An 18380-nucleotide genomic window follows, 5' to 3' on the forward strand; every position below is an offset into this window, starting at 1 on the left:
GCGTGATCCGGCTGATCCAGACCGAGGCCGATCTGGCCGAAGGCGCCGCCCATCTGGCGCGCATCTGTCCGGTCTGGGCCAAGGCCCTGCCCCTGATCGATCCCCTGCCGCTGCGCCGCCGCGAGGCCGGTTTCGCCGCGATGGCCGATGCGATCATCGGACAGCAGATATCGGTCGCGGCGGCGGCCTCGATCCGGGCGCGACTGGAGACGGCGGGGCTGATGTCCGAGGCCGCGATCCGCGCCGCCACGCCCGACGACCTGCGCGCGGCGGGCCTGTCGCGCCCCAAGGCGCGCTATCTGGCCGCCATCGCCGAGGCCGGGCTGGATTGGGACGGGCTGTCCGCCCTGCCAGATGACGAGGCCATTGCCCGGCTGACCGCCCTGCCCGGTGTGGGCGTCTGGACCGCCGAGATCTACCTGAAATTCGCGCTTGGCCGCGCCGATGTCTTCGCGGCGGGCGATCTGGCCCTGCAAGAGGGGGCGCGGCTGCTTTACACCCTGCCCGAACGGCCCGGCCCCACCGCGCTACGGGTGCTGGCCGAACCGTGGCGGCCCTGGCGGGCGGTTGCGGCGCGGGGGCTCTGGGCCTATTACCGGCTGGCCAAAGGCCGCGAGGGAGTGACATGACCGACCGACTGACATCCGCCCGCAAGGGTCCGCAACAGGCGGATTCGGCGGTGATCTTCCTGCACGGCTATGGTGCGGATGGCGACGACCTGCTGGGTCTGGCCGATCCGCTGGCGCCGCATCTGCCGCGCACGGCCTTCTTTGCGCCGAACGCGCCCGAGCCCTGCCGGAACAATCCGATGGGCTATCAGTGGTTTCCGATCCCCTGGCTCGACGGTTCGTCCGAGGGGGACGCGCGATCCTCGATGATGCGCTCGGTGGGGATGCTGGACGCCTATATCGACAGCGTGCTCAAGGATGAGGGGCTGCCCGCGAACCGTCTGGTGCTGGTCGGGTTCAGCCAGGGCACGATGATGGCGCTGCATGTCGCGCCGCGCCGCGACAAGGAAGTAGCCGGGATCGTCGGCTTCTCGGGGCGGCTTCTGTCGCCCGAGACGCTGGAGACCGAGGCTCTTGTCAAGCCGCCCGTCCTGCTGGTTCACGGCGACGAGGATCAGATGGTCCCGTTCGAGGATATGGGCCTGGCCGGAAACGCGCTGATGGCCGCAGGCTTCACGGTCTATGGCCATGTGATGAAGGGAACCGGTCACGGCATCTCGCCCGACGGGCTGTCCGTGGCCCTGGCCTTCATCCGCGACCGCCTCGGCGCCTGACAGCCGGCTTGCCATCGCCAGGGCCCGCCCTGCCGGAACGCTGATTGCCGCATTTTCGGGCAGGGCGCGTCATGGCGCTGTTACCTGATGCGGCTATCTGTCCAAGGGGCGGCTATAGATGCAGAGGCTTGCCAGATGGCTTGCACGAGATATAGTCGAGCCATGGATCTGAGGGATGCCCCCGGCCGATCTGCGGGGCAGGCAGGACGGGCGATATGCTGGACGACCATCATCAGACAGAGTTCCGCACCCAGTTCGTGCGAGAGCCAGCCGCGCTGCGTCATCACCCGGCACTGGTCCTGAATGCCGATTACCGCCCGCTGAGCTACTACCCGCTGTCCCTGTGGCCCTGGCAAGAGGCGATCAAGGCCGTCTTTCTGGACCGGGTCAGCATCATCGCCGAATATGACGAGGTGGTGCGAAGTCAGAGGCAGGTGTTCCGGATCCCCTCGGTCGTCGTTCTGAAGGATTATGTCAGACCCCAGAAGCGCGTGGCATTCACGCGCTTCAATCTTTTTCTGCGGGACGAATTCTGCTGCCAGTATTGCGGGGCCAAGGGTGACCTGACCTTTGACCATGTCGTGCCACGCTCGCGCGGGGGTGTGACCAGCTGGGAAAACGTGGTGGCCGCCTGTTCGCCCTGCAACCTGAAAAAGGCCAATCGCAGCCTGCGCCATTCGGGCATGAGCCTGCGCCGCAAGCCGCGCCAGCCCCTGCCCGAGGAAATGCACGCGGTGGGGCGGCGCTTTCCGCCGAACCACCTGCATGACAGCTGGATGGATTACCTCTACTGGGATGCCGAGCTGGAAAGCTGATCAGGCATGCGGGTCGCGATGGTCACGCGGCCCCAGATGCAGGACCAGCGCGGCGCCAAGCGCGACCAGAGCCAGAACCGCCAGCGGCACGCCCGAGGCGAAGGTCGCCCAGAGGGTCAACCCGGCGGCCAGGATGACCATGGCGATCAGCAGAAGGAAATGCGGCAGCGGCATGGGCGACTCCTCTCCTTGGGCTCAATATGAGCTTCGACGAGGGGTTTGAAAAGACCATGCGACAAATGCGCGATATCCTGCCCGAAAGATGATCAGAGCAGGCCCGCATGCTCCATCGCGGCATCAATCTGGCGGCGCACCCCGTCGCTGAGCGGCGTCAGCGGCAGGCGCACCCGTTCATTGCACAGGCCCAGCCGCGACATCGCGTATTTCGCCCCGACCAGCCCCGGTTCAAGGAAGATCGCGTGATGCAGCGGCATCAGACGGTCCTGGTATTCCAGCGCGGTGCGGTAATCGCCGCGCAAGGTCGCCTCCTGGAACAGGGCGCAGAGACGCGGCGCGACATTCGCGGTCACGCTGATGCACCCCACCCCGCCATGCGCGTTGAAGCCAAGCGCGGTCGCATCCTCGCCCGACAGCTGCACGAAATCCGGGCCGCAGGTCATGCGTTGCAGGCTCACACGCTCCAGCTTGCCGGTCGCGTCCTTGACGCCGATGATCGTGGGCAGCTGCGCCAGCACGCCCATCGTCTCGGGGGTCATGTCCACGACCGAACGGCCGGGAATGTTGTAGATCACGATCGGCAGGTCGCAGGCTTCGGTCAGGGCGGTGTAATGCGCGATCAGACCGGCCTGCGTCGGCTTGTTGTAATAGGGCGTGACGACCAGCCCGGCATCGGCGCCGACGCTGGCGGCGTGCTGCAACAGCCCGATCCCCTCGCGGGTCGAGTTCGACCCCGCCCCCGCGATCACCGGGATGCGGCCATCGACGGCGCGCACGACTTCCTCGATGACCAGGCGGTGTTCGTCATGGGTCAGGGTCGGGCTTTCGCCGGTGGTGCCGACCGGCACGATGCCGTGGCTGCCCTGGTCGAGATGCCATTCGACCAGCTTCACCAGCGCGTCCAGATCCAGCTCGCCGTCCGGGGTGAACGGCGTGACGAGGGCTGGCATAGACCCTTTGAACATGACACGCTCCTTGGTGGAAGATCGGTTTGGTTGCGCCGCTCTCACTAGCGGGGGGCGCGGCACTTGCCAAGGATGTGTATTGCATCGGCGGGCTTTGGCCGCGACACAGGGCGGTGATGCGACTTCTGCGTGACATGATGCTGGCCGCGATGCTGGCGACCCTGCCGCTGGCCGCCCCCGTGCGGGCCGAGGAACCGGGCGCGATGGCGCTGGCGCTGGCCGCAGCCGATGCCCGCGACTGGACGACGGCACGCGCCGCCGCCGCACGCGCGGGACCGCTGGCCGAGGCGCTGATCGGCTGGCAGGCCCTGCGCGCGGGCCATGGCGATTTCAGCGATTTCCTGGACTTCGTCGCCCGCAATCCCGACTGGCCCGGCCTTGACCAGATCCGCCAGCGCGGCGACGCCAAGCTACGCCCGCTGACCCCGGACGAGGCCGCGATCTGGTTCGCCGACCGCCAGCCCGCCAGTCTGCGCGCCCACGAGGCGCTGATCGCCGCCCTGCCCCCCGCCGAGGCCCGGGCCGAGCGCGCGCGCTTTTTCACCGAAACCACGCTGGATGCCGCCGACGAGGCCGCGCTGCTGACAGCCCACCCCGATACGCTGGCCCCCCTGATCCCCGCGCGGATCACGCGGATGCTGGACCGCCGCCAATGGGAACAGGCCGAACGCCTGCTGGAAAGCCTGCCCGAAGAGGACCGCGCCCTGCCCGCCGCCCGCATCGCCCTGCAAGCCGGGCGCGAGGGGGTGGACACGCTTATCCTGGCCCTGTCCGACGAGGCGCGGGCCGATCCCGGCCTGACGATGGACCGTTATCTGTGGCGCGTCGGCGCGCGGATGCACGAGGGCGCGCAGGCCCTGATGCTGGAGGCCTCGACCAGCGCCGAGGCGCTGCGCGATCCGGCGCAATGGGCCTCGATGCGGGTGGATTACACGCGGCTGGCGATGCGGAACGGCGACTGGCAGCGGGCGCTTGATCTGGCCGCGCCGCATTTCCTGACGCCCGACAACCGCCACTATGCCGACCTGGAGTGGCTGGCGGGCTGGGCGGCCCTGAAGACCGGCGATCCGACCCGAGCGCTGGACCATTTCCGCCATCTGGAAACCGTGGTCGGCAGCGCGATCAGCCTGGCGCGGGCGCATTACTGGCAGGGCCGCGCACATGAGGCGCTGGACGACCCGGCCGAGGCCGAGGCCGCCTTTCGCCGCGCCGCCGAATGGCCGGGCGTCTATTACGGCCAGCTTGCCGCCGAACGCGTGGGCGTCACCCTGCCCCCGGACTACGCCATCCCCGGCCCCGCCCATGACAGCCTGCCCGATTGGCGCGGCGCGGCGCTGGCCGATAATGCGGTCTATCGCGCGGGCCTGTGGCTTTTGGGAACCGGCCGCGTCACCGAGGCGCAGCGCTTCTTCCTGCATCTGGCGCAAAGCGCCGCGCCCGAGGACATCGCCCGCATGTCGCGCCTGATGTACGAGGCGGGCTATCCCTGGCACGGGCTGCGGCTGGCCAAGCAATCGGCCAATCAGGGCGTGATCTGGCCGGTCGCGCATTTCCCCCTGACCGGGCTAGAGACCGAGGATCTGGGCCCACCCCCCGAACTGGTCATGGCCATTGCGCGGCAGGAATCCGAATTCAACCACACGGCCTCCAGCCCCGCCGGCGCGCAGGGTCTGATGCAGGTCATGCCGGCGACCGCCGAACAGGTCGCCCGCCAGCTTGGCCTGCCCTATGATCCGGCGCGGCTGTCCGGGGACGCGGCCTATAATGCGCGGATCGGGTCGCAATATCTCATGGATCTGGCGGACCGCTTCGGCCCATCGGTCGCGCTGATCGCGGCGGGCTACAATGCCGGTCCGGGCCGCCCGGCGCGCTGGATCGGCGATTTCGGCGATATCCGCAGGGATGCCGACCCGGTCGAGTGGGTCGAACTGATCCCCTTTGACGAGACGCGCAACTACGTCATGCGCGTGGCCGAGGCGCTGCCGATCTATCGTTCGCGCATCCACGGTCGCCCCGCGCCCATCGTGCCGCGTTGGGATCTGTCGGGCGGGGGCATGATGCCGCCGCCGCCGCTGCGGCTGACGCTGGCCCTGTCGGCGCGGCCCGTGCCGAACCCGGCGCGGCTTATCGGCCCGCCGCTGCCGCCCGATTGGCCTGCCGTGATCTCAGCCGCTGCCGAAGCAGAGTGAAGATCCCCGCCGCGACCACGATCACCGTGCCGACGACGACATTCGGGCGCAGGCTTTCGGCAAAGACCAGCACGCCGATGATGCTGACCCAGACAAGCTGCGTATAGGCGAAGGGCTGCAGGACCGAGGCCTCGGCCATCTCGTAGCTGCGGATCATCAGGTAATGCGAGGTCATCCCGCAGACACAGAGCAGCCCCATCCAGACCCAGTCCATCGGCGCCAGCCATTGCCATTCCCAGATCCCGGCCAGCGTGATCGCCACCGCCCCCGCGATGCCCGTCCAGAAGAAGCTGACGATCGCCGGATCATCGCGCGAGACATGCCGCGTCAGCAGGCCATACAGCGCGAACAGCAGCGCGGCGATCAGGGGCAGCAGCGCCTCGATCGTCAGGACGCCGCCGCCGGGGTTCAGGATCACCAGGATCCCCGCAAAGCCGATGCCGATGGCGCTCCAACGGCGCCAGCCGACGCGCTCGCCCAGAACCGGGCCGCTCAGCGCTGCGACCAGCAAGGGATAGACGGCAAAGACGGCGTGAGTCTCGATCAGGCCCAGGCGCACGAAGGCCTCGACCATGACCATCACCTCGAAGGCCAGGATCACGCCGCGCGCGATCTGGGTCAGCGGGCGCTTGGTGCGGATCGCCCGGCGCAGCCCGCCCGGCTGGCGCGCGACCAGCGCGATCACAAAGACCGCAAAGACCCAGTAGCGGATCATCACGATCAGGACGGGCGGATACTCGCCCCCCAGAATGCGCGAGAACAGGTCCTGAAGCGCGAAGATGAAGCTGACCGCGCACATCAGGATGATCGCCAGACCGGTGCGGTCGCGCGGCGGCTGTGTCACCGGAGGGATCGGAGGCGGTGCCGAGGCCGTGGCGGCCGATGCGGCATAGGGCGGGTGGGATCGGTCGTCGGACATAAGCGCGCCTTTGGGGTCGCGCCCGGTCTGCGCCCCGCCTGCCCCAAGGTCAAGCCGCGCGCCGCCTTGCACGTCATGCAAGGCGGCGCCTGTTGCGGCTTAGTCGCGGGCTCGGATGATCTTGGCGAAAGGCTCAAGCAGGGTCGGGTTCGCGGCGATGATGCGGCCCGATTCCAGCGGATTGTCACCCTCGCGGATGCCTTGGACGAAACCGCCCGCCTCGCGCACCATCAGGATGCCGGCAGCCACGTCCCAGGGCTTGGTGCCGCGTTCCCAGTAACCGTCGAACCGGCCCGAGGCGACATAGGCCAGGTTCAGCGCTGCCGAACCGAAGCCGCGCACACCGGCGGCGGCGGGCATCAGTTGCGCCAGATCCTGGATCATCGCGGGCAAGGGGCCGGTTCCGGAATGGGGAATCCCCGTCGCAAAGACCGAATCGGCCAGCCGCGTGCGTCCCGAGACGCGCAGCCGCTGGTCGTTCATGAAGGCCCCGCCGCCCTTTTCGGCCACGAACAATTCGTCCTTGGCGGCATCGAAGATGACGGCGGCGACGATCTCGCCCTTGTGTTCCAGCGCGATGCTGACGGCCCAATGCGGCAGGCCGTGCAGGAAGTTCGTCGTGCCGTCCAGCGGATCGACCAGCCAGCGGCGGGTGGGGTCCTCGCCATCCTCGGCGCCGGTCTCTTCGCCCAGCCAGCCATAGCTGGGGCGGGCGCCGCGCAGTTCTTCCTTGATCAGACGCTCGGCCTCGCGGTCGGCGCGGGTGACGAAATCGCCGGCGCCCTTGACGCTGACCTGCAGGTTCTCGACCTCGCGGAAATCCTTGACGAGGGCGCGCCCGGCCTTGCGGGCGGCCTTGATCATGACGTTCAGATTGGCGCTTGCCATCACTTGCTCCGGGAATAGGGGTTGGGCGCGTCATAGGGCAGGCGCGCCGGAAAGCCAAGCGGCGCGTCCCGCCCTAGCTGGCGGCGCCGCGCAGCATCCGCAAAGGCTCGGTCCGCGACAGGCGCAGGACATGCGCCATGTAGGGCTGCGCCAGATCACCGGTCCGCACCGCCGCGTAAAGCCTGCGCCGGATGCCCTGCGGCCCAAGCGGCAGCAGCGCCAGTTCCGGGTTGGCCGCCTCGCGCCGCAGCACCCAGTCGGGCATCACCGCCACCCCGCGCCCCGAGGCGACCAGCATCAGCGCCACAGCGGTCAGCTCGACCGTGCGCTGGCGGGCGGGCTCGATCCCCGCGGGGGTCAAGAACTGGCTGAACACGTCCAGCCGCGCGCGGTCCATCGGATAGGTGATAAGCGTCTCGGCCGCCAGATCGGCGGGGTCAGCGTAGCCCTTGGCGACCAGCGGATGCCCGGCAGGCACGACCAGCGTCGGCGCGTAATCGAACAGCGCCTGAAAGGTCACGTCGGGCAGATCCTCGGGGTCGGAAGAGATGACCAGATCGACCTCTTCGCGCACAAGGGCGGGCAGCGCGCCGAAGGCGAGGCGCTGGCGGATATCGACATCCACATCCGGCCAGGCGCGGCGAAAGATGTCCAGAACCGGCAGAAGCCAGTCGAAACAGGCATGGCACTCCATCGCGATGTGCAGCCGCCCGATCCGGCCCGCCTCGACGCCCTTGAACTCGGCCTCGGTGGCGGCGACCAGCGGCAGGACCTGCTCGGCCAGACGCAGAAGGCGCATCCCCGCAGCCGACAGCCGCATCGGCTTGGCGCGGCGGACGAACAACTCGACCCCGGCCTGTTCCTCCAGCGCCTTGATCTGATGGGACAGCGCGCTCTGCGTGATGTTCAGCACCTCGGCCGCGCGGGCCAGACCGCCCTGTTCGTGGATCGCATGGACGGTGCGCAGATGCCGTAATTCGAGATGCATGATGAGCGGAACTCAGGTTGATCTTGAGGATTATGAATTTGTCTCACGCCGCGCCGCGTGGCACAAGAGGTGCCAACAGAAAGGAACTGTCATGTCCGCGCCGAGAATCAGCTTCGAGTTCTTCCCGCCCAAGACGCTGGAGGCATCGTTCAAGCTGTGGGAAACCGCCCGCGCGCTGGCGCCGCTGGCGCCCGATTTCGTCTCGGTCACTTATGGCGCGGGCGGTACGACCCGCAAGCTGACCCATGAGGCCGTGACCACGATCAACCGCCAGTTCGGGCTGGAGGTCGCCGCGCATCTGACCTGCGTCGAGGCCACCCGCGCCGAAACGCTGGAGATCGTGCAATCCTATGCCGATGCCGGCATCCGCGAGATCGTCGCCCTGCGCGGCGACGCGCCCAAGGGCGCCGAGCGCTTCACCCCCCATCCCGACGGTTTCGCCCATTCGATCGAACTGATCGAGGCCATCGCCGCGCGCGGCGACATGACGATCCGCGTCGGCGCCTATCCCGAGCCGCATCCCGACAGCACCGGGTCCGATGCCGACATCGCCTGGCTCAAGCGCAAGATCGATGCGGGCGCCAGCAGCGCGATCACGCAGTTCTTCTTTGAGCCGGACACGTTCTTCCGCTTCCGCGACCGCTGCGTGGCGGCGGGGATCGAAGCGCCGATCATCCCGGGCATCCTGCCGGTGCAAAGCTGGGCCGGCACCAAGCGTTTCGCCGCGACCTGCAACACGACCGTCCCCGACTGGGCGGAACAGGCGTTCCAGCTGGCCGCGCTGGACGGCCCCGAGGCTGAACGCGCGCTGGCCACCGGCCTTTGCGTCGATCTGTGCGAGAAGCTGATCGCGGGCGGCGTGGACCGGCTGCATTTCTACACGCTGAACCGCCCGGAACTGACCCGCGATGTCTGCGCCGCGCTTGGCGTGCGCCCGGCGGGCGGGCTGGAAGCCGTCGCCTGAAGCGGCCTCAGGCGGGGCGGGCGGCCCTGCGGCGGCGGATGCGATGCGTCCGGTCGGCGGCTTCCGACAGATCGCCCGTCAGCAGCGCGGGGCCAGGATAGGGGACAGGAACCGTCGCGTGCAGGCTTTCGGTCGAATAGCGCCCGACCATGCGCGGGGCGCGGGCCAGAAACAGCTTGCCCCACCGCCGCCAGGACCCGATCGGGGGCGCGGTGGCATCAAACGGAAACAGCGCCTGCCAATCGGGCGGCAACGGCAATCCAAGCGCCTGCGCCCGTTCCAGCATCCAGACCAGCGGGATGTTCGCCAAGGGGCGCGCGGGCTCGAACCCTGACAATTGGCCGCCGATATCGGGATGGGCGCCGCGGAACCAGACCTGCTCGATCCGTCCCGCCGCATGATCGTCATCCCACAGCAGCGGCGCAAAGGCCGCCCGCGTCTCGTCCAGCGCCAGCGCCTGAAAGCCGTGCTCGATCCCCTGGCCCAGATGCGCGTCATGAAAGCGGAAACGCGGCTCGGACAGCATCCACAGAAGCGGCAGGCGCAGGCCAAGTGCCATCACCGTGTCGAAGCAACCCAGCATCCGGATCGGCGCGGCATCGTGGCAGCGCCGCCGGAACGCCGCCATCACCTTGGCCGCGCCGCCATTGCGATAAAGGTGCCAGGCCAGCCGGATATTGCGCTCGGTCGCGTGTTCGGGGCGCAAAAGCCCGACCCGGTCGATCATCCCCGCAAGGCTTCGCAGCGCAAAGGCGCCCCGCGAATAGCCCAGCATGAAGATCGGGTGCCCCGGACGCCAGCCCGAGGCCAGCCAGCCATAAGCCTCGGTGATGCGAGCCTCCAGGATGCGCCCCGCTGCCAGTTCGGGCAGCGTGCGCCAGCGATTCCATTGCTGGCCCATCCCGTAATGGATGCGCAAACGCCCCGGCGCGGGCGGCAGGCCCAGCTGCCCCGTCACCAGCCGGTGGATGCGCCCGATCGAACTGCGCTGCCCGTCAAGCAGCGAGGCGAAGGTGCCGTCCATCAGCACAAGATGGGTCGTCGGAAAGGTCACGGTCATGCGCCAAGCCTAGCACAGGACCGTAACCGAACCCTTAGCGCAAAGGCATAAGTCCTAGTCCAGACGCATGACGGTCGCGTGACCCATCAGCCCGAAGCCGTTGAACCGCGTATTCGTCACCGTCGAATAGGCGCCCGCACCGTGGAAGATAACGAAATCGCCCTCGGCCACGTCTTCGGGCAGGCTCAGCTCGCCCGGCAGGCGGTCCACCGAATCGCAGGTCGGTCCGAAGATCACCCGGCCGCCCCGGTCGCCCTGGCGCGGTCGGCCTTGGGGGTCGAGAACCTCGATCCGGTCGATATTGCCGATGATCGGCAGCTCGGCCAGCCCGCCATAGGTGCCGTCGTTCAGGAAGACATGCGCCCCGTCGCGCACGCCCTTGACCCGCGTGATCAGCGAGAACGCATCCGCGACCAGGCCGCGGCCCGGCTCGCAGACCAGTTCGGGCGCGTCGGTGCCGAACATCTCGGTCGTGGTCTCTCCGATTTCGCGGAAGATGGCGTCAAGGTCCGGCTCGACCCCGACGACGCGGTGCGAGGGGAAGCCCCCGCCCACGTTAAGCCTTTTGGCGCGCAGCCCGGCCATGTCGCAGATCTCGCGGGCGACGCGGATATAGCTTTCCCACGCGATCGGGTCGGTGCATTGCGTGCCCGGATGGAAGGTCAACGAGGCGACGTAGCCACGTTCCGCCACGCGGCGCAGGATCTCGGCGGCCAGTTCGGGCGAGGCGCCGAACTTCGAGCCGAAATCATAGGCAGCCCCCAGAACCGGCAGCTTGAAGCGGGGCGAGATCTCGACGCCCTCGCCCTCGACCGTCAGGGGGACCTGCTCGAACAGCTTGTCCAGTTCCGACAGGCTGTCCACCGACCAGGCACGGATGCCCGCCGCCACGCCCTGCGCGATCTCGGCGCGCGAACGGACAGGATTGTGGTAATGACGCGCGGCGCGCGGCGCGAGGCGGCCGATCAGGTCGATCTCGAAGGGCGAGGCCACGTCAAAGCCACGGATGCCCGCCGCGACAAGGTTCTGGATCACGGCCTCTTCGGGGTTCGACTTGACCGCGTAGGTCACAAAGCCCGGAAACCCCTCAAGAAACTGGCGGGCGCGATCCTGCAGCACCGTCGGCGCAAAGACCATCAGCGGATGTTCGGGCGCAAGGCGCCGGACGATGTCGGCGGGATTGTCCCAGACGGTCTTGTGCTGTCCCATGGCAGTTCCTTTCGCGCGCAAGGGTGGCAGGGTCGGGTGAAAACCCAGAATGGCGCGTATGGGTTTCGATTTCACCGATGAAAAGGATAGATTTGCGCGTCCCACCAGATAATATGCCGGGATTCATGTCATTCTGACGAAGGCTGCCCCTTTTGGACGATCTTGACCGCGCGATCATCGCGCAACTCTCGACCGATGCCCGCATGTCCGTGGCGGTTCTGGCCCGCAAGCTGCGCGTCGCGCGATCCACCCTGCAGGCCCGGCTGGAACGGCTGGAGGCCAACGGCACCATCGCGGGCTACACCCTGCGTCTGGGCGAGGCCGCGCGCACCGGCCGCATCCGCGCCACCGTGCTCTTGGGGATCGAGCCGCGCAGCCTGCCCGGCATCCTGTCGCGGCTGAAGGTCATGCCCCAGATCGAGCGCATTCACACGACCAGCGGCCGGGTCGATCTGCTGCTGCAACTGGCCACGGCCTCGACGGCGGAACTGGACGACACGCTGGACCGGATCGGCGCCATCGATGGGGTGCGCTCGTCGGAAAGCCTGATCCACCTGTCGTCCAAGCTGGACCGCGCGCCGTGACGACCGGCTAACATCTATCGGGTTGCCTTCCCGGTCATGGGGGCCGACCATCCCCCCATCACGACAGGAGGCGACCATGACCTATTACACCGGCTTCGTGCTGCCCGTCCTTGCGGAAAACAAGCAGGCCTATGCCGACCACGCCACCGCCAGCTGGCCCATGTTCAAGCGCCTCGGCGCGCTGCGCATGGTCGAATGCTGGGGCGAGGACGTGCCGCGCGGCGAACAGACCGACTTCTACCGCGCCACCAACGCGCGCGAGGGCGAGGTGCCGATGTTCTCGTGGATCGAATGGCCAGACCGCGAGACCGCCGATGCCGCCTGGGTCAAGATCATGGAGGACACCGAAGCCTTCCGCATGACCGACATGCCCTTTGACGGGATGCGGATGTTCTGGGGCGGGTTCTCGCCTCTGGTGGACGAACGCTAGGCCCCGCGCGACAGCGCTTGGCCTTTTCCGCCGCTTTCGCTAATCCCGTCCGCGACAGATGGGGATTTCGCGATGACGATGGACAAGAGCTTTGAGGCAGGGGCCGCCGAGGCCCGGATCAGCGCCGAATGGGAACGGACGAACGCCTTCGCCGCCGGGGCCAATGCCCGGCGGTCCGAGACCTTCACCGTGATGATCCCGCCCCCCAACGTCACCGGCAGCCTGCATATCGGCCACGCGCTGAACAACACGCTGCAGGACATCCTGGTCCGCTGGCACCGGATGCGCGGCTTCGACACGCTTTGGCAGCCCGGCCAGGACCATGCGGGCATCGCCACCCAGATGGTCGTCGAACGCAAGCTGGCCGCCGAGGGCAAGCCCCCGCGCCGCGACTGGGACCGCAAGGATTTCGTGGACGAGATCTGGAAGTGGAAGCAGGAATCCGGCGGTACGATCATCAACCAGTTGAAGCGCCTGGGCGCGTCCTGCGACTGGTCGCGCAACGCCTTCACCATGTCGGGTGCCCCCGGTGCGCCTGCGGGCGAAGATGGCAATTTCCACGACGCGGTGATCCGGGTCTTCGTGGACCTCTACAACAAGGGCATCATCTATCGCGGCAAGCGGCTGGTGAACTGGGACCCCCATTTCGAGACCGCGATCAGCGATCTCGAGGTCGAGAACCGCGAGGTTCCCGGCCATATGTGGCATTTCAAGTATCCGCTCGCCGGCGGCGAGACCTATGAATATGTCGAACGCGACGCGGACGGAAACGTCACCCTGCGCGAGACTCGCGACTATATCAGCATCGCCACGACCCGCCCCGAGACGATGCTGGGCGACGGCGCGGTGGCCGTGCATCCCTCGGACGCGCGCTATGCTCCGATCATCGGCAAGCTGGTCGAAATCCCCGTCGGCCCCAAGGAACACCGCCGCCTGATCCCGATCATCGCCGACGAATACCCCGACCCCGATTTCGGGTCGGGCGCGGTCAAGATCACCGGCGCGCATGATTTCAACGATTACGGCGTGGCGATGCGCAACGGCATCCCGCTGTATACGCTGATGGACACCAAGGCGCAGATGCGCACCGATGGCCTGTCCTATGCCGAAAGCGCCGCCATCGCGACCCGCGCGGCGGCGGGCGAGGATGTGGGCGATGTGTCGGCCGTGAACCTCGTCCCCGAGGACCTGCGCGGCCTGGACCGGCTGGAGGCCCGCAAGCGCGTGATCGAGCAGGTCACGTCCGAGGGTCTGGCCGTCACTTATCTGCACAAGGAGATCGAACCCGAGACCGGCGCCGAACACATGGAGCGCCGCCCGGTCATCGATTCGAAACCCATCATGCAGCCCTTCGGCGATCGTTCGGGCGTGGTGATCGAGCCGATGCTGACCGACCAGTGGTTCGTGGACACCAGGCGCATCGTCGAACCCGCACTGGAGGCCGTGCGATCGGGCCGCACCGAAATCCTGCCCGAGCAGCACAAGAAGGTCTATTTCAGCTGGCTCGAGAACATCGAGCCCTGGACCATCAGCCGCCAGCTGTGGTGGGGCCACCAGATCCCGGTCTGGTACGACGAAGAAGGCAACCAGTATTGCGCCGCCACCGAGGCCGAGGCGCAGGCCATGGCGCCGGGCAAGGCTCTGACGCGTGACCCTGACGTGCTGGACACCTGGTTTTCGTCTGGCCTCTGGCCCATCGGCACGCTCGGCTGGCCCGAGCCGACCGAGGAGCTGAAAAAGTATTTCCCGACCGACGTGCTGGTCACGGGCTTCGACATCATCTTCTTCTGGGTCGCCCGGATGATGATGATGCAGCTGGAGGTCGTGGGCGATGTGCCGTTCAGGACCGTCTATGTCCACGGGCTGGTGCGCGACGAAAAGGGCGCCAAGATGTCCAAGTCCAAGGGCAACGTGATCGACCCGCTGACACTGGTGGATGCCTATGGCGCGGATGCGCTGCGCTTCACGCTGACCAGCATGGCCGCGATGGGGCGCGACCCCAAGCTTGGGCCGAAGCATGTCGAGGTGAACCGCAACTTCGTCACCAAGATCTGGAACGCGACCCGTTTCGCCCAGATGAACGGCGTGCGGGGCGGCGGTGCCCGGCCTCAGCCCGCGCATACCGTGAACCGCTGGATCATCGGGGAAACCGCGCGCATCCTGATGGCAACGGACGAGGCGCTGGCCTCGTATCGCTTCAACGACGCGGCGTCGGGGCTTTTCGCCTTTGTCTGGGGCAAGGTCTGCGACTGGTATGTGGAATTCGCCAAGCCGCTGTTTGACGGCGATCATGCTGACGAGACGCGCGCCACGATGGGCTGGGTGCTGGATCAGTGCTTTGCCATGCTGCATCCGATCATGCCCTTCGTGACCGAAGAGTTGTGGGCGCTGACCGCCGACCGCGACCGGATGCTGGTCCATGGCGACTGGCCCGAACTGGGTGCGGACCTGATCGACGCCGACGCGGATCGCCAGATGAACTGGGTGATCGCGCTGATCGAGGGCGTGCGCTCGGCCCGCGCGCAGATGGGCGTGCCGGCGGGGGCCCGGCTGGATCTGGTCGTGACCGAGGCGGATGATGCCGCGCGCGCGGCTCTGGCCGCCAACGGTCCGCTGATCGAGCGGCTGGCGCGCGTCAATGCGCCGGTGGACGGCGCGGCGGGCAAGGGGATGATCGCGGTGTCGGTGCAGGGGGCAAGTTTCGCGCTGCCCATCGGGGACGTGATCGACGTGTCGGCCGAAACGGCGCGGTTGCAGAAGGCCGTGCAGAAGTCCGGCAAGGATGCCGAGGGTTTGCAGAAGCGTCTGTCGAACCCGAAATTCGTCGAGAATGCCGAGGCCGAGGTGATCGACGAGACGCGCGAGAAGCTGGCCGCGCTGGAGGATGACATCGCGCGGCTTGAGGCGGCCTTGGCGCAGCTGGCGGCGATGTGAGCCTGCGCCGCTGGATGCGCCCGGCCTTGCGGGCGGGTGCCTCCGGCGGGGATATTTAAGTGAAGAAGAAGATGGGGCGCGGTCTGGCTGCGCCCCTCAGGCCCGAGTGATCGTGGCCAGCGCCCGGGGCAATACCTGTTCCAGCACATCGAGTTCGTGCAGGGGCGCGGCGCTGATGCGGATGCAGCGGTCGAGAGGTGCTACGCCGGGCATGCGGGCAAAGACGCCTTCGGTTGCCAGCGCGGCGATCAGGGCGCGGGCATGGGCGCCGTCGCGATGCGTGTCCAGCGCCACGAAATTGGTGGCCGATGGCAGCGCGGTCAGGCCGTTGGCAGCGCCTATCGACGCGATGCGGTCGCGGGCGGCGGCGACTTCGGCCACGACATGGGCGAGCCAGCCCTGATCGGCCAGCGCGGCCAGCGCCCCGGCCTGCGCGATCCGGTTCACGCCGAAATGGTTGCGGATGCGGTCGAACCCCGCAATCAGGTCTGGCGCGCCGAGTGCATAGCCGATCCGCGCGCCGGCCAACCCGTAGCCCTTGGAGAAGGTGCGCATCCGGATCACCCGGGGATCGTCCGCGGCGATGGCGGGGATGGCCGAGGCGGGGGCGAATTCGGCATAGGCCTGGTCCAGCACCAGCAGGCAATCGGGGGGCAGGCGGTCCAGCATCGCCTCGATCACGGCGCCGTCGTGCCAGCTGCCCATCGGATTGTCGGGATTGGCCAGATAGATCAGCCTTGCGCCGGTGGCATGGGCGCTGTCCAGCAGGGCCTCGGGGTCTTCGGCGTCGTCGCGATAGGGGACCTTGTGCAGAACGCCTCCGAAGCCCGAGACGTGATAGTTGAAGGTGGGATAGGCCCCGTCCGAGGTCACCACCGCATTGCCCGGCGCGATCATCAGCCGGACCAGATTGCCCAGAAGCCCGTCGATCCCCTCGCCCACCATGATGTTCTCGGGCGCGACCCGGTGATGGGCGGCCAGCGCATGGGTCAGGTCATGGCTGGTCGCATCGCCGTATTTCCAGATCTGGCCCACTGCCTCGCGCATGGCACGGGCGGCCAGCGGGCTGGGGCCGAAGGCGCTTTCATTCGCGCCCAGACGGGCGGCGAAGGGCGCGCCGCGCTGGCGCTCCAGTGTTTCGGGGCCGACGAAGGGCACGGTGGCGGGCAGGCCCGCGGGCAGGGGTGCGAAGCGCATCAGAAGGCGCGGAAGGTCATCGTGGTCAGGGTCCGGCTGATATGCGGGATGTCGAACAGCCGATCCGAGAGGAAGCGGCCGACATCCTCATCCTCGGGGATGTAGACCTTGGCGATCAGGTCGTAATCGCCCGAGGTCGAGAAAAGCTCGGAGACCACCTCGCGGTCATAGATGGCTTCGGCGACCTGATAGGTCTTGCCGGGCTCGCAGCGGAACTGGACGAAGACGGCGCGCATGGAACCTCCTGTTGGCGGGGCAGGTTAGACCGGGGCGGCGGCGGCGGTCCAGTCCCCCCGCGCATGGCCCCGCCAGAAGCGCCGCATCAGCAGGATCGCCGCGACCGTCAACCCGACGCAGAGGCCCAGCCACAGCCCCGCCGGGCCAAGGCCAAGCGGAAAGGCCAGCGCCCAGGCGGCGGGCATGCCGACGACCCAGTAGCTGAAGCCCGCGATCCACATCGGCACCTGCGTGTCCTGCACGCCGCGCAGGAAGCCAAGCGCGATCACCTGGAAGGCGTCGGTCAGTTGGAACAGCGCGGCATACATCAGCAGCATCGCGCCAAGCGCCACGATGGCGCCCGCCTGCGGATCGGCGGGGTCGAGATAGAGCCTGACCAGCGGCTCGGCGAAAAGCAGGTAGATCGCGATGGCGAAGACCGCGAACATCAGCGACAGGCCGATCACGGTCAGCGCCGCGTCGCGCATCCAGTCCCGGTCGCCGCGTCCCATCGCCTGCCCCACGCGCACCGTCGCCGCGTTCGACAGGCCCATATGCGCCATGAAGGTGATCGAGGTGATCTGCAGCGCGATCCCGTGCGCGGCCAGTTCCGCCGTGCCGATCCAGCCCATCATGATGTTCGAGGCGACGAACAGCCCGCCCTCGGCCACCATGGTCAGCCCGATGGGCCAGCCGATCCGGGCCACCTGCGCCATCGCCTGCCAGTCGGGCCGCCAGAAGCGCTGGAACAGGTGATAGCGCCGCGCCTTGGGTAGCCAGCGCGCATAGGCGATCAGCAGGACAAGCTGGCTGGCCTGCACCACCACGCTGGCGGTGGCCGCACCGCGCACGCCAAGCTCGGGCGCGCCCAGATTGCCGAAGATCAGCACCCAGTTCAAAAACAGGTTCAGCGGCAGCCCCGCCAGCGTCACCCACATGACGACCTGCGTGCGCTCCAGCGCGGCCAGATAGGATGACAGCGTGACTTGCCACAGGATCAGGGCCAGTCCCCAGCCCGCGATCCGCAGGTAATCCTGCGACAGGGCCGAGACGACGGGGGTCTGTCCAAGCGCCAGCAGGATCGGTTCGGACCACCACATCAGCGGCATGACCATCCCGGCAAAGCCGACCGACAGCCACAGCGCCATGCGGGCGCCGCGGCGCACCTCGGTCTCGCGGCCGGCGGCGACATGGGCGGCGATGACGCCCATCACCCCGATGCCGAAGCCCATGCCCAGAAAGAACAGGATGTGAAAGAACGAGGTGGCGATGACCAGCGCCGCCAGAGGCTCGACCCCATACCAGCCGATCATCACCGTATCGCCCACCCCGATGGCCATGCGCGCAAGGTGGCTGCCGATCAGAGGCAGACCCAACGACAGGGTCGCAAGGACATGGGGGCGATAGCGGCTTTTCAACATGATCCGCCCATAGCCTGCGCCCGTGAACCGGGCAAGGGGGCGCCTTGCACGTCCTGCAAAATCCCGCTGCTGGCTGGCAGCCGCGCCACGATGCCCCGCTTGCCGCCCTGCACCCCATCTGCGATAGATCGCGCGACCCCTG

18 protein-coding genes are annotated in these 18380 nt (G+C 67.9%); 8 read left to right on the forward strand and 10 right to left on the reverse strand.

From position 1 onward, the window contains the following. Positions 1-2 precede the first annotated feature (2 nt). The 3 genes from ACTZWU_RS14615 (at position 3) to ACTZWU_RS14625 (ending at position 2097) form a co-directional block, all read left to right on the forward strand. Positions 3-629: a DNA-3-methyladenine glycosylase family protein gene (locus ACTZWU_RS14615; RefSeq protein ID WP_444738095.1), complete on the forward strand. Its 627-nt coding sequence runs from the start codon at positions 3-5 to the stop codon at positions 627-629. Beyond that, the gene (locus ACTZWU_RS14620) at positions 626-1282 is read left to right on the forward strand and encodes an alpha/beta hydrolase (protein WP_444738096.1); all 657 of its coding nucleotides are present in this window, start codon (positions 626-628) and stop codon (positions 1280-1282) included. The genes ACTZWU_RS14615 and ACTZWU_RS14620 overlap by 4 nt, the downstream gene beginning before the upstream one ends. Positions 1283-1497: 215 nt before the next feature. Then, on the forward strand, positions 1498-2097 hold the full coding sequence (locus ACTZWU_RS14625; RefSeq protein ID WP_444738097.1) for an HNH endonuclease: 600 nt from the start codon (positions 1498-1500) through the stop codon (positions 2095-2097). Here the strand turns inward: ACTZWU_RS14625 and ACTZWU_RS14630 are convergent, their stop codons facing one another. Both ACTZWU_RS14630 and dapA read right to left on the reverse strand, forming a co-directional pair. Next, a complete protein-coding gene (locus tag ACTZWU_RS14630; protein WP_444738098.1) occupies positions 2098-2271 on the reverse strand; it encodes a hypothetical protein in 174 nt (57 codons plus the stop codon). A gap of 92 nt (positions 2272-2363) precedes the next feature. Continuing rightward, the gene (gene dapA, locus ACTZWU_RS14635; RefSeq protein WP_444738099.1) at positions 2364-3239 is read right to left on the reverse strand and encodes a 4-hydroxy-tetrahydrodipicolinate synthase; all 876 of its coding nucleotides are present in this window, start codon (positions 3237-3239) and stop codon (positions 2364-2366) included. A 116-nt stretch (positions 3240-3355) separates the two neighbouring features. Here dapA and ACTZWU_RS14640 point away from each other — a divergent pair, with 116 nt between their 5' ends. Beyond that, the gene (locus ACTZWU_RS14640) at positions 3356-5428 is read left to right on the forward strand and encodes a lytic transglycosylase domain-containing protein (RefSeq protein ID WP_444738100.1); all 2073 of its coding nucleotides are present in this window, start codon (positions 3356-3358) and stop codon (positions 5426-5428) included. Here the strand turns inward: ACTZWU_RS14640 and ACTZWU_RS14645 are convergent. From ACTZWU_RS14645 to ACTZWU_RS14655, 3 genes are all read right to left on the reverse strand, one after another. Next, on the reverse strand, positions 5364-6347 hold the full coding sequence (locus tag ACTZWU_RS14645; protein ID WP_444738101.1) for a DMT family transporter: 984 nt from the start codon (positions 6345-6347) through the stop codon (positions 5364-5366). The genes ACTZWU_RS14640 and ACTZWU_RS14645 overlap by 65 nt on opposite strands. Before the next feature lie 99 nt (positions 6348-6446). Beyond that, the gene (locus tag ACTZWU_RS14650) at positions 6447-7238 is read right to left on the reverse strand and encodes an inositol monophosphatase family protein (RefSeq protein ID WP_444738102.1); all 792 of its coding nucleotides are present in this window, start codon (positions 7236-7238) and stop codon (positions 6447-6449) included. 70 nt (positions 7239-7308) lie between these two features. Continuing rightward, positions 7309-8223 carry a LysR family transcriptional regulator gene (locus ACTZWU_RS14655; protein ID WP_444738103.1) on the reverse strand — a complete coding sequence of 305 codons (915 nt, stop codon included), beginning with the start codon at positions 8221-8223 and terminating at the stop codon, positions 7309-7311. A 91-nt stretch (positions 8224-8314) separates the two neighbouring features. Between ACTZWU_RS14655 and metF the strand changes: the two genes are divergently transcribed. After that, the gene (gene metF / locus ACTZWU_RS14660; protein ID WP_444738104.1) at positions 8315-9187 is read left to right on the forward strand and encodes a methylenetetrahydrofolate reductase [NAD(P)H]; all 873 of its coding nucleotides are present in this window, start codon (positions 8315-8317) and stop codon (positions 9185-9187) included. 7 nt (positions 9188-9194) lie between these two features. Here the strand turns inward: metF and ACTZWU_RS14665 are convergent, their stop codons facing one another. Together ACTZWU_RS14665 and ACTZWU_RS14670 are read right to left on the reverse strand one after the other, a co-directional pair. Next, on the reverse strand, positions 9195-10247 hold the full coding sequence (locus tag ACTZWU_RS14665; RefSeq protein WP_444738105.1) for a DUF2235 domain-containing protein: 1053 nt from the start codon (positions 10245-10247) through the stop codon (positions 9195-9197). Between the two features lie 54 nt (positions 10248-10301). Further along, on the reverse strand, positions 10302-11456 hold the full coding sequence (locus ACTZWU_RS14670) for a type III PLP-dependent enzyme (RefSeq protein WP_444738106.1): 1155 nt from the start codon (positions 11454-11456) through the stop codon (positions 10302-10304). A 152-nt stretch (positions 11457-11608) separates the two neighbouring features. On the opposite strand from ACTZWU_RS14670, the gene ACTZWU_RS14675 reads away from it, so the two are divergent. The 3 genes from ACTZWU_RS14675 to ACTZWU_RS14685 all read left to right on the forward strand — a co-directional run bounded on the left by ACTZWU_RS14675 (position 11609) and on the right by ACTZWU_RS14685 (position 15404). Further along, positions 11609-12040: an Lrp/AsnC family transcriptional regulator gene (locus ACTZWU_RS14675; protein ID WP_304616716.1), complete on the forward strand. Its 432-nt coding sequence runs from the start codon at positions 11609-11611 to the stop codon at positions 12038-12040. A gap of 76 nt (positions 12041-12116) precedes the next feature. Next, positions 12117-12470, forward strand: coding sequence for a DUF1428 domain-containing protein (locus ACTZWU_RS14680; RefSeq protein ID WP_444738107.1), 354 nt, complete (start codon positions 12117-12119; stop codon positions 12468-12470). 72 nt (positions 12471-12542) lie between these two features. Continuing rightward, positions 12543-15404 (forward strand): valine--tRNA ligase, encoded by a 2862-nt coding sequence (locus tag ACTZWU_RS14685; RefSeq protein ID WP_444738108.1) that lies wholly within the window; start codon positions 12543-12545, stop codon positions 15402-15404. 96 nt (positions 15405-15500) lie between these two features. Here the strand turns inward: ACTZWU_RS14685 and ACTZWU_RS14690 are convergent, their stop codons facing one another. Genes ACTZWU_RS14690 through ACTZWU_RS14700 form a run of 3 tightly spaced genes read right to left on the reverse strand, consistent with a single transcriptional unit; the run spans position 15501 to position 18238 of the window. Next, complete coding sequence (locus tag ACTZWU_RS14690) at positions 15501-16601, reverse strand: pyridoxal phosphate-dependent aminotransferase (RefSeq protein ID WP_444738109.1); 1101 nt, start codon at positions 16599-16601, stop codon at positions 15501-15503. Further along, positions 16601-16837 carry an Lrp/AsnC ligand binding domain-containing protein gene (locus ACTZWU_RS14695; RefSeq protein ID WP_022707276.1) on the reverse strand — a complete coding sequence of 79 codons (237 nt, stop codon included), beginning with the start codon at positions 16835-16837 and terminating at the stop codon, positions 16601-16603. Before ACTZWU_RS14695 ends, ACTZWU_RS14690 begins: the two co-directional genes overlap by 1 nt. A 24-nt stretch (positions 16838-16861) precedes the next feature. Further along, the gene (locus ACTZWU_RS14700) at positions 16862-18238 is read right to left on the reverse strand and encodes an MATE family efflux transporter (RefSeq protein WP_444738110.1); all 1377 of its coding nucleotides are present in this window, start codon (positions 18236-18238) and stop codon (positions 16862-16864) included. Positions 18239-18380: the final 142 nt, after the last annotated feature.

Source organism: Paracoccus sp. NSM (assembly GCF_052379855.1).
In the GTDB taxonomy this organism is placed as follows: domain Bacteria; phylum Pseudomonadota; class Alphaproteobacteria; order Rhodobacterales; family Rhodobacteraceae; genus Paracoccus.

Coding starts and splice junctions, on each gene's coding strand:
- ACTZWU_RS14665 (WP_444738105.1), bottom strand. CDS start 10,247: ATGACCGTGACCTTTCCGACGACCCATCTTGTGCTGATGGACGGCACC.
- ACTZWU_RS14655 (WP_444738103.1), bottom strand. CDS start 8,223: ATGCATCTCGAATTACGGCATCTGCGCACCGTCCATGCGATCCACGAA.
- ACTZWU_RS14620 (WP_444738096.1), top strand. CDS start 626: ATGACCGACCGACTGACATCCGCCCGCAAGGGTCCGCAACAGGCGGAT.
- dapA (WP_444738099.1), bottom strand. CDS start 3,239: ATGTTCAAAGGGTCTATGCCAGCCCTCGTCACGCCGTTCACCCCGGAC.
- ACTZWU_RS14645 (WP_444738101.1), bottom strand. CDS start 6,347: ATGTCCGACGACCGATCCCACCCGCCCTATGCCGCATCGGCCGCCACG.
- ACTZWU_RS14680 (WP_444738107.1), top strand. CDS start 12,117: ATGACCTATTACACCGGCTTCGTGCTGCCCGTCCTTGCGGAAAACAAG.
- ACTZWU_RS14685 (WP_444738108.1), top strand. CDS start 12,543: ATGACGATGGACAAGAGCTTTGAGGCAGGGGCCGCCGAGGCCCGGATC.
- ACTZWU_RS14690 (WP_444738109.1), bottom strand. CDS start 16,601: ATGCGCTTCGCACCCCTGCCCGCGGGCCTGCCCGCCACCGTGCCCTTC.
- ACTZWU_RS14640 (WP_444738100.1), top strand. CDS start 3,356: ATGCGACTTCTGCGTGACATGATGCTGGCCGCGATGCTGGCGACCCTG.
- metF (WP_444738104.1), top strand. CDS start 8,315: ATGTCCGCGCCGAGAATCAGCTTCGAGTTCTTCCCGCCCAAGACGCTG.
- ACTZWU_RS14700 (WP_444738110.1), bottom strand. CDS start 18,238: ATGTTGAAAAGCCGCTATCGCCCCCATGTCCTTGCGACCCTGTCGTTG.
- ACTZWU_RS14695 (WP_022707276.1), bottom strand. CDS start 16,837: ATGCGCGCCGTCTTCGTCCAGTTCCGCTGCGAGCCCGGCAAGACCTAT.
- ACTZWU_RS14670 (WP_444738106.1), bottom strand. CDS start 11,456: ATGGGACAGCACAAGACCGTCTGGGACAATCCCGCCGACATCGTCCGG.
- ACTZWU_RS14625 (WP_444738097.1), top strand. CDS start 1,498: ATGCTGGACGACCATCATCAGACAGAGTTCCGCACCCAGTTCGTGCGA.
- ACTZWU_RS14630 (WP_444738098.1), bottom strand. CDS start 2,271: ATGCCGCTGCCGCATTTCCTTCTGCTGATCGCCATGGTCATCCTGGCC.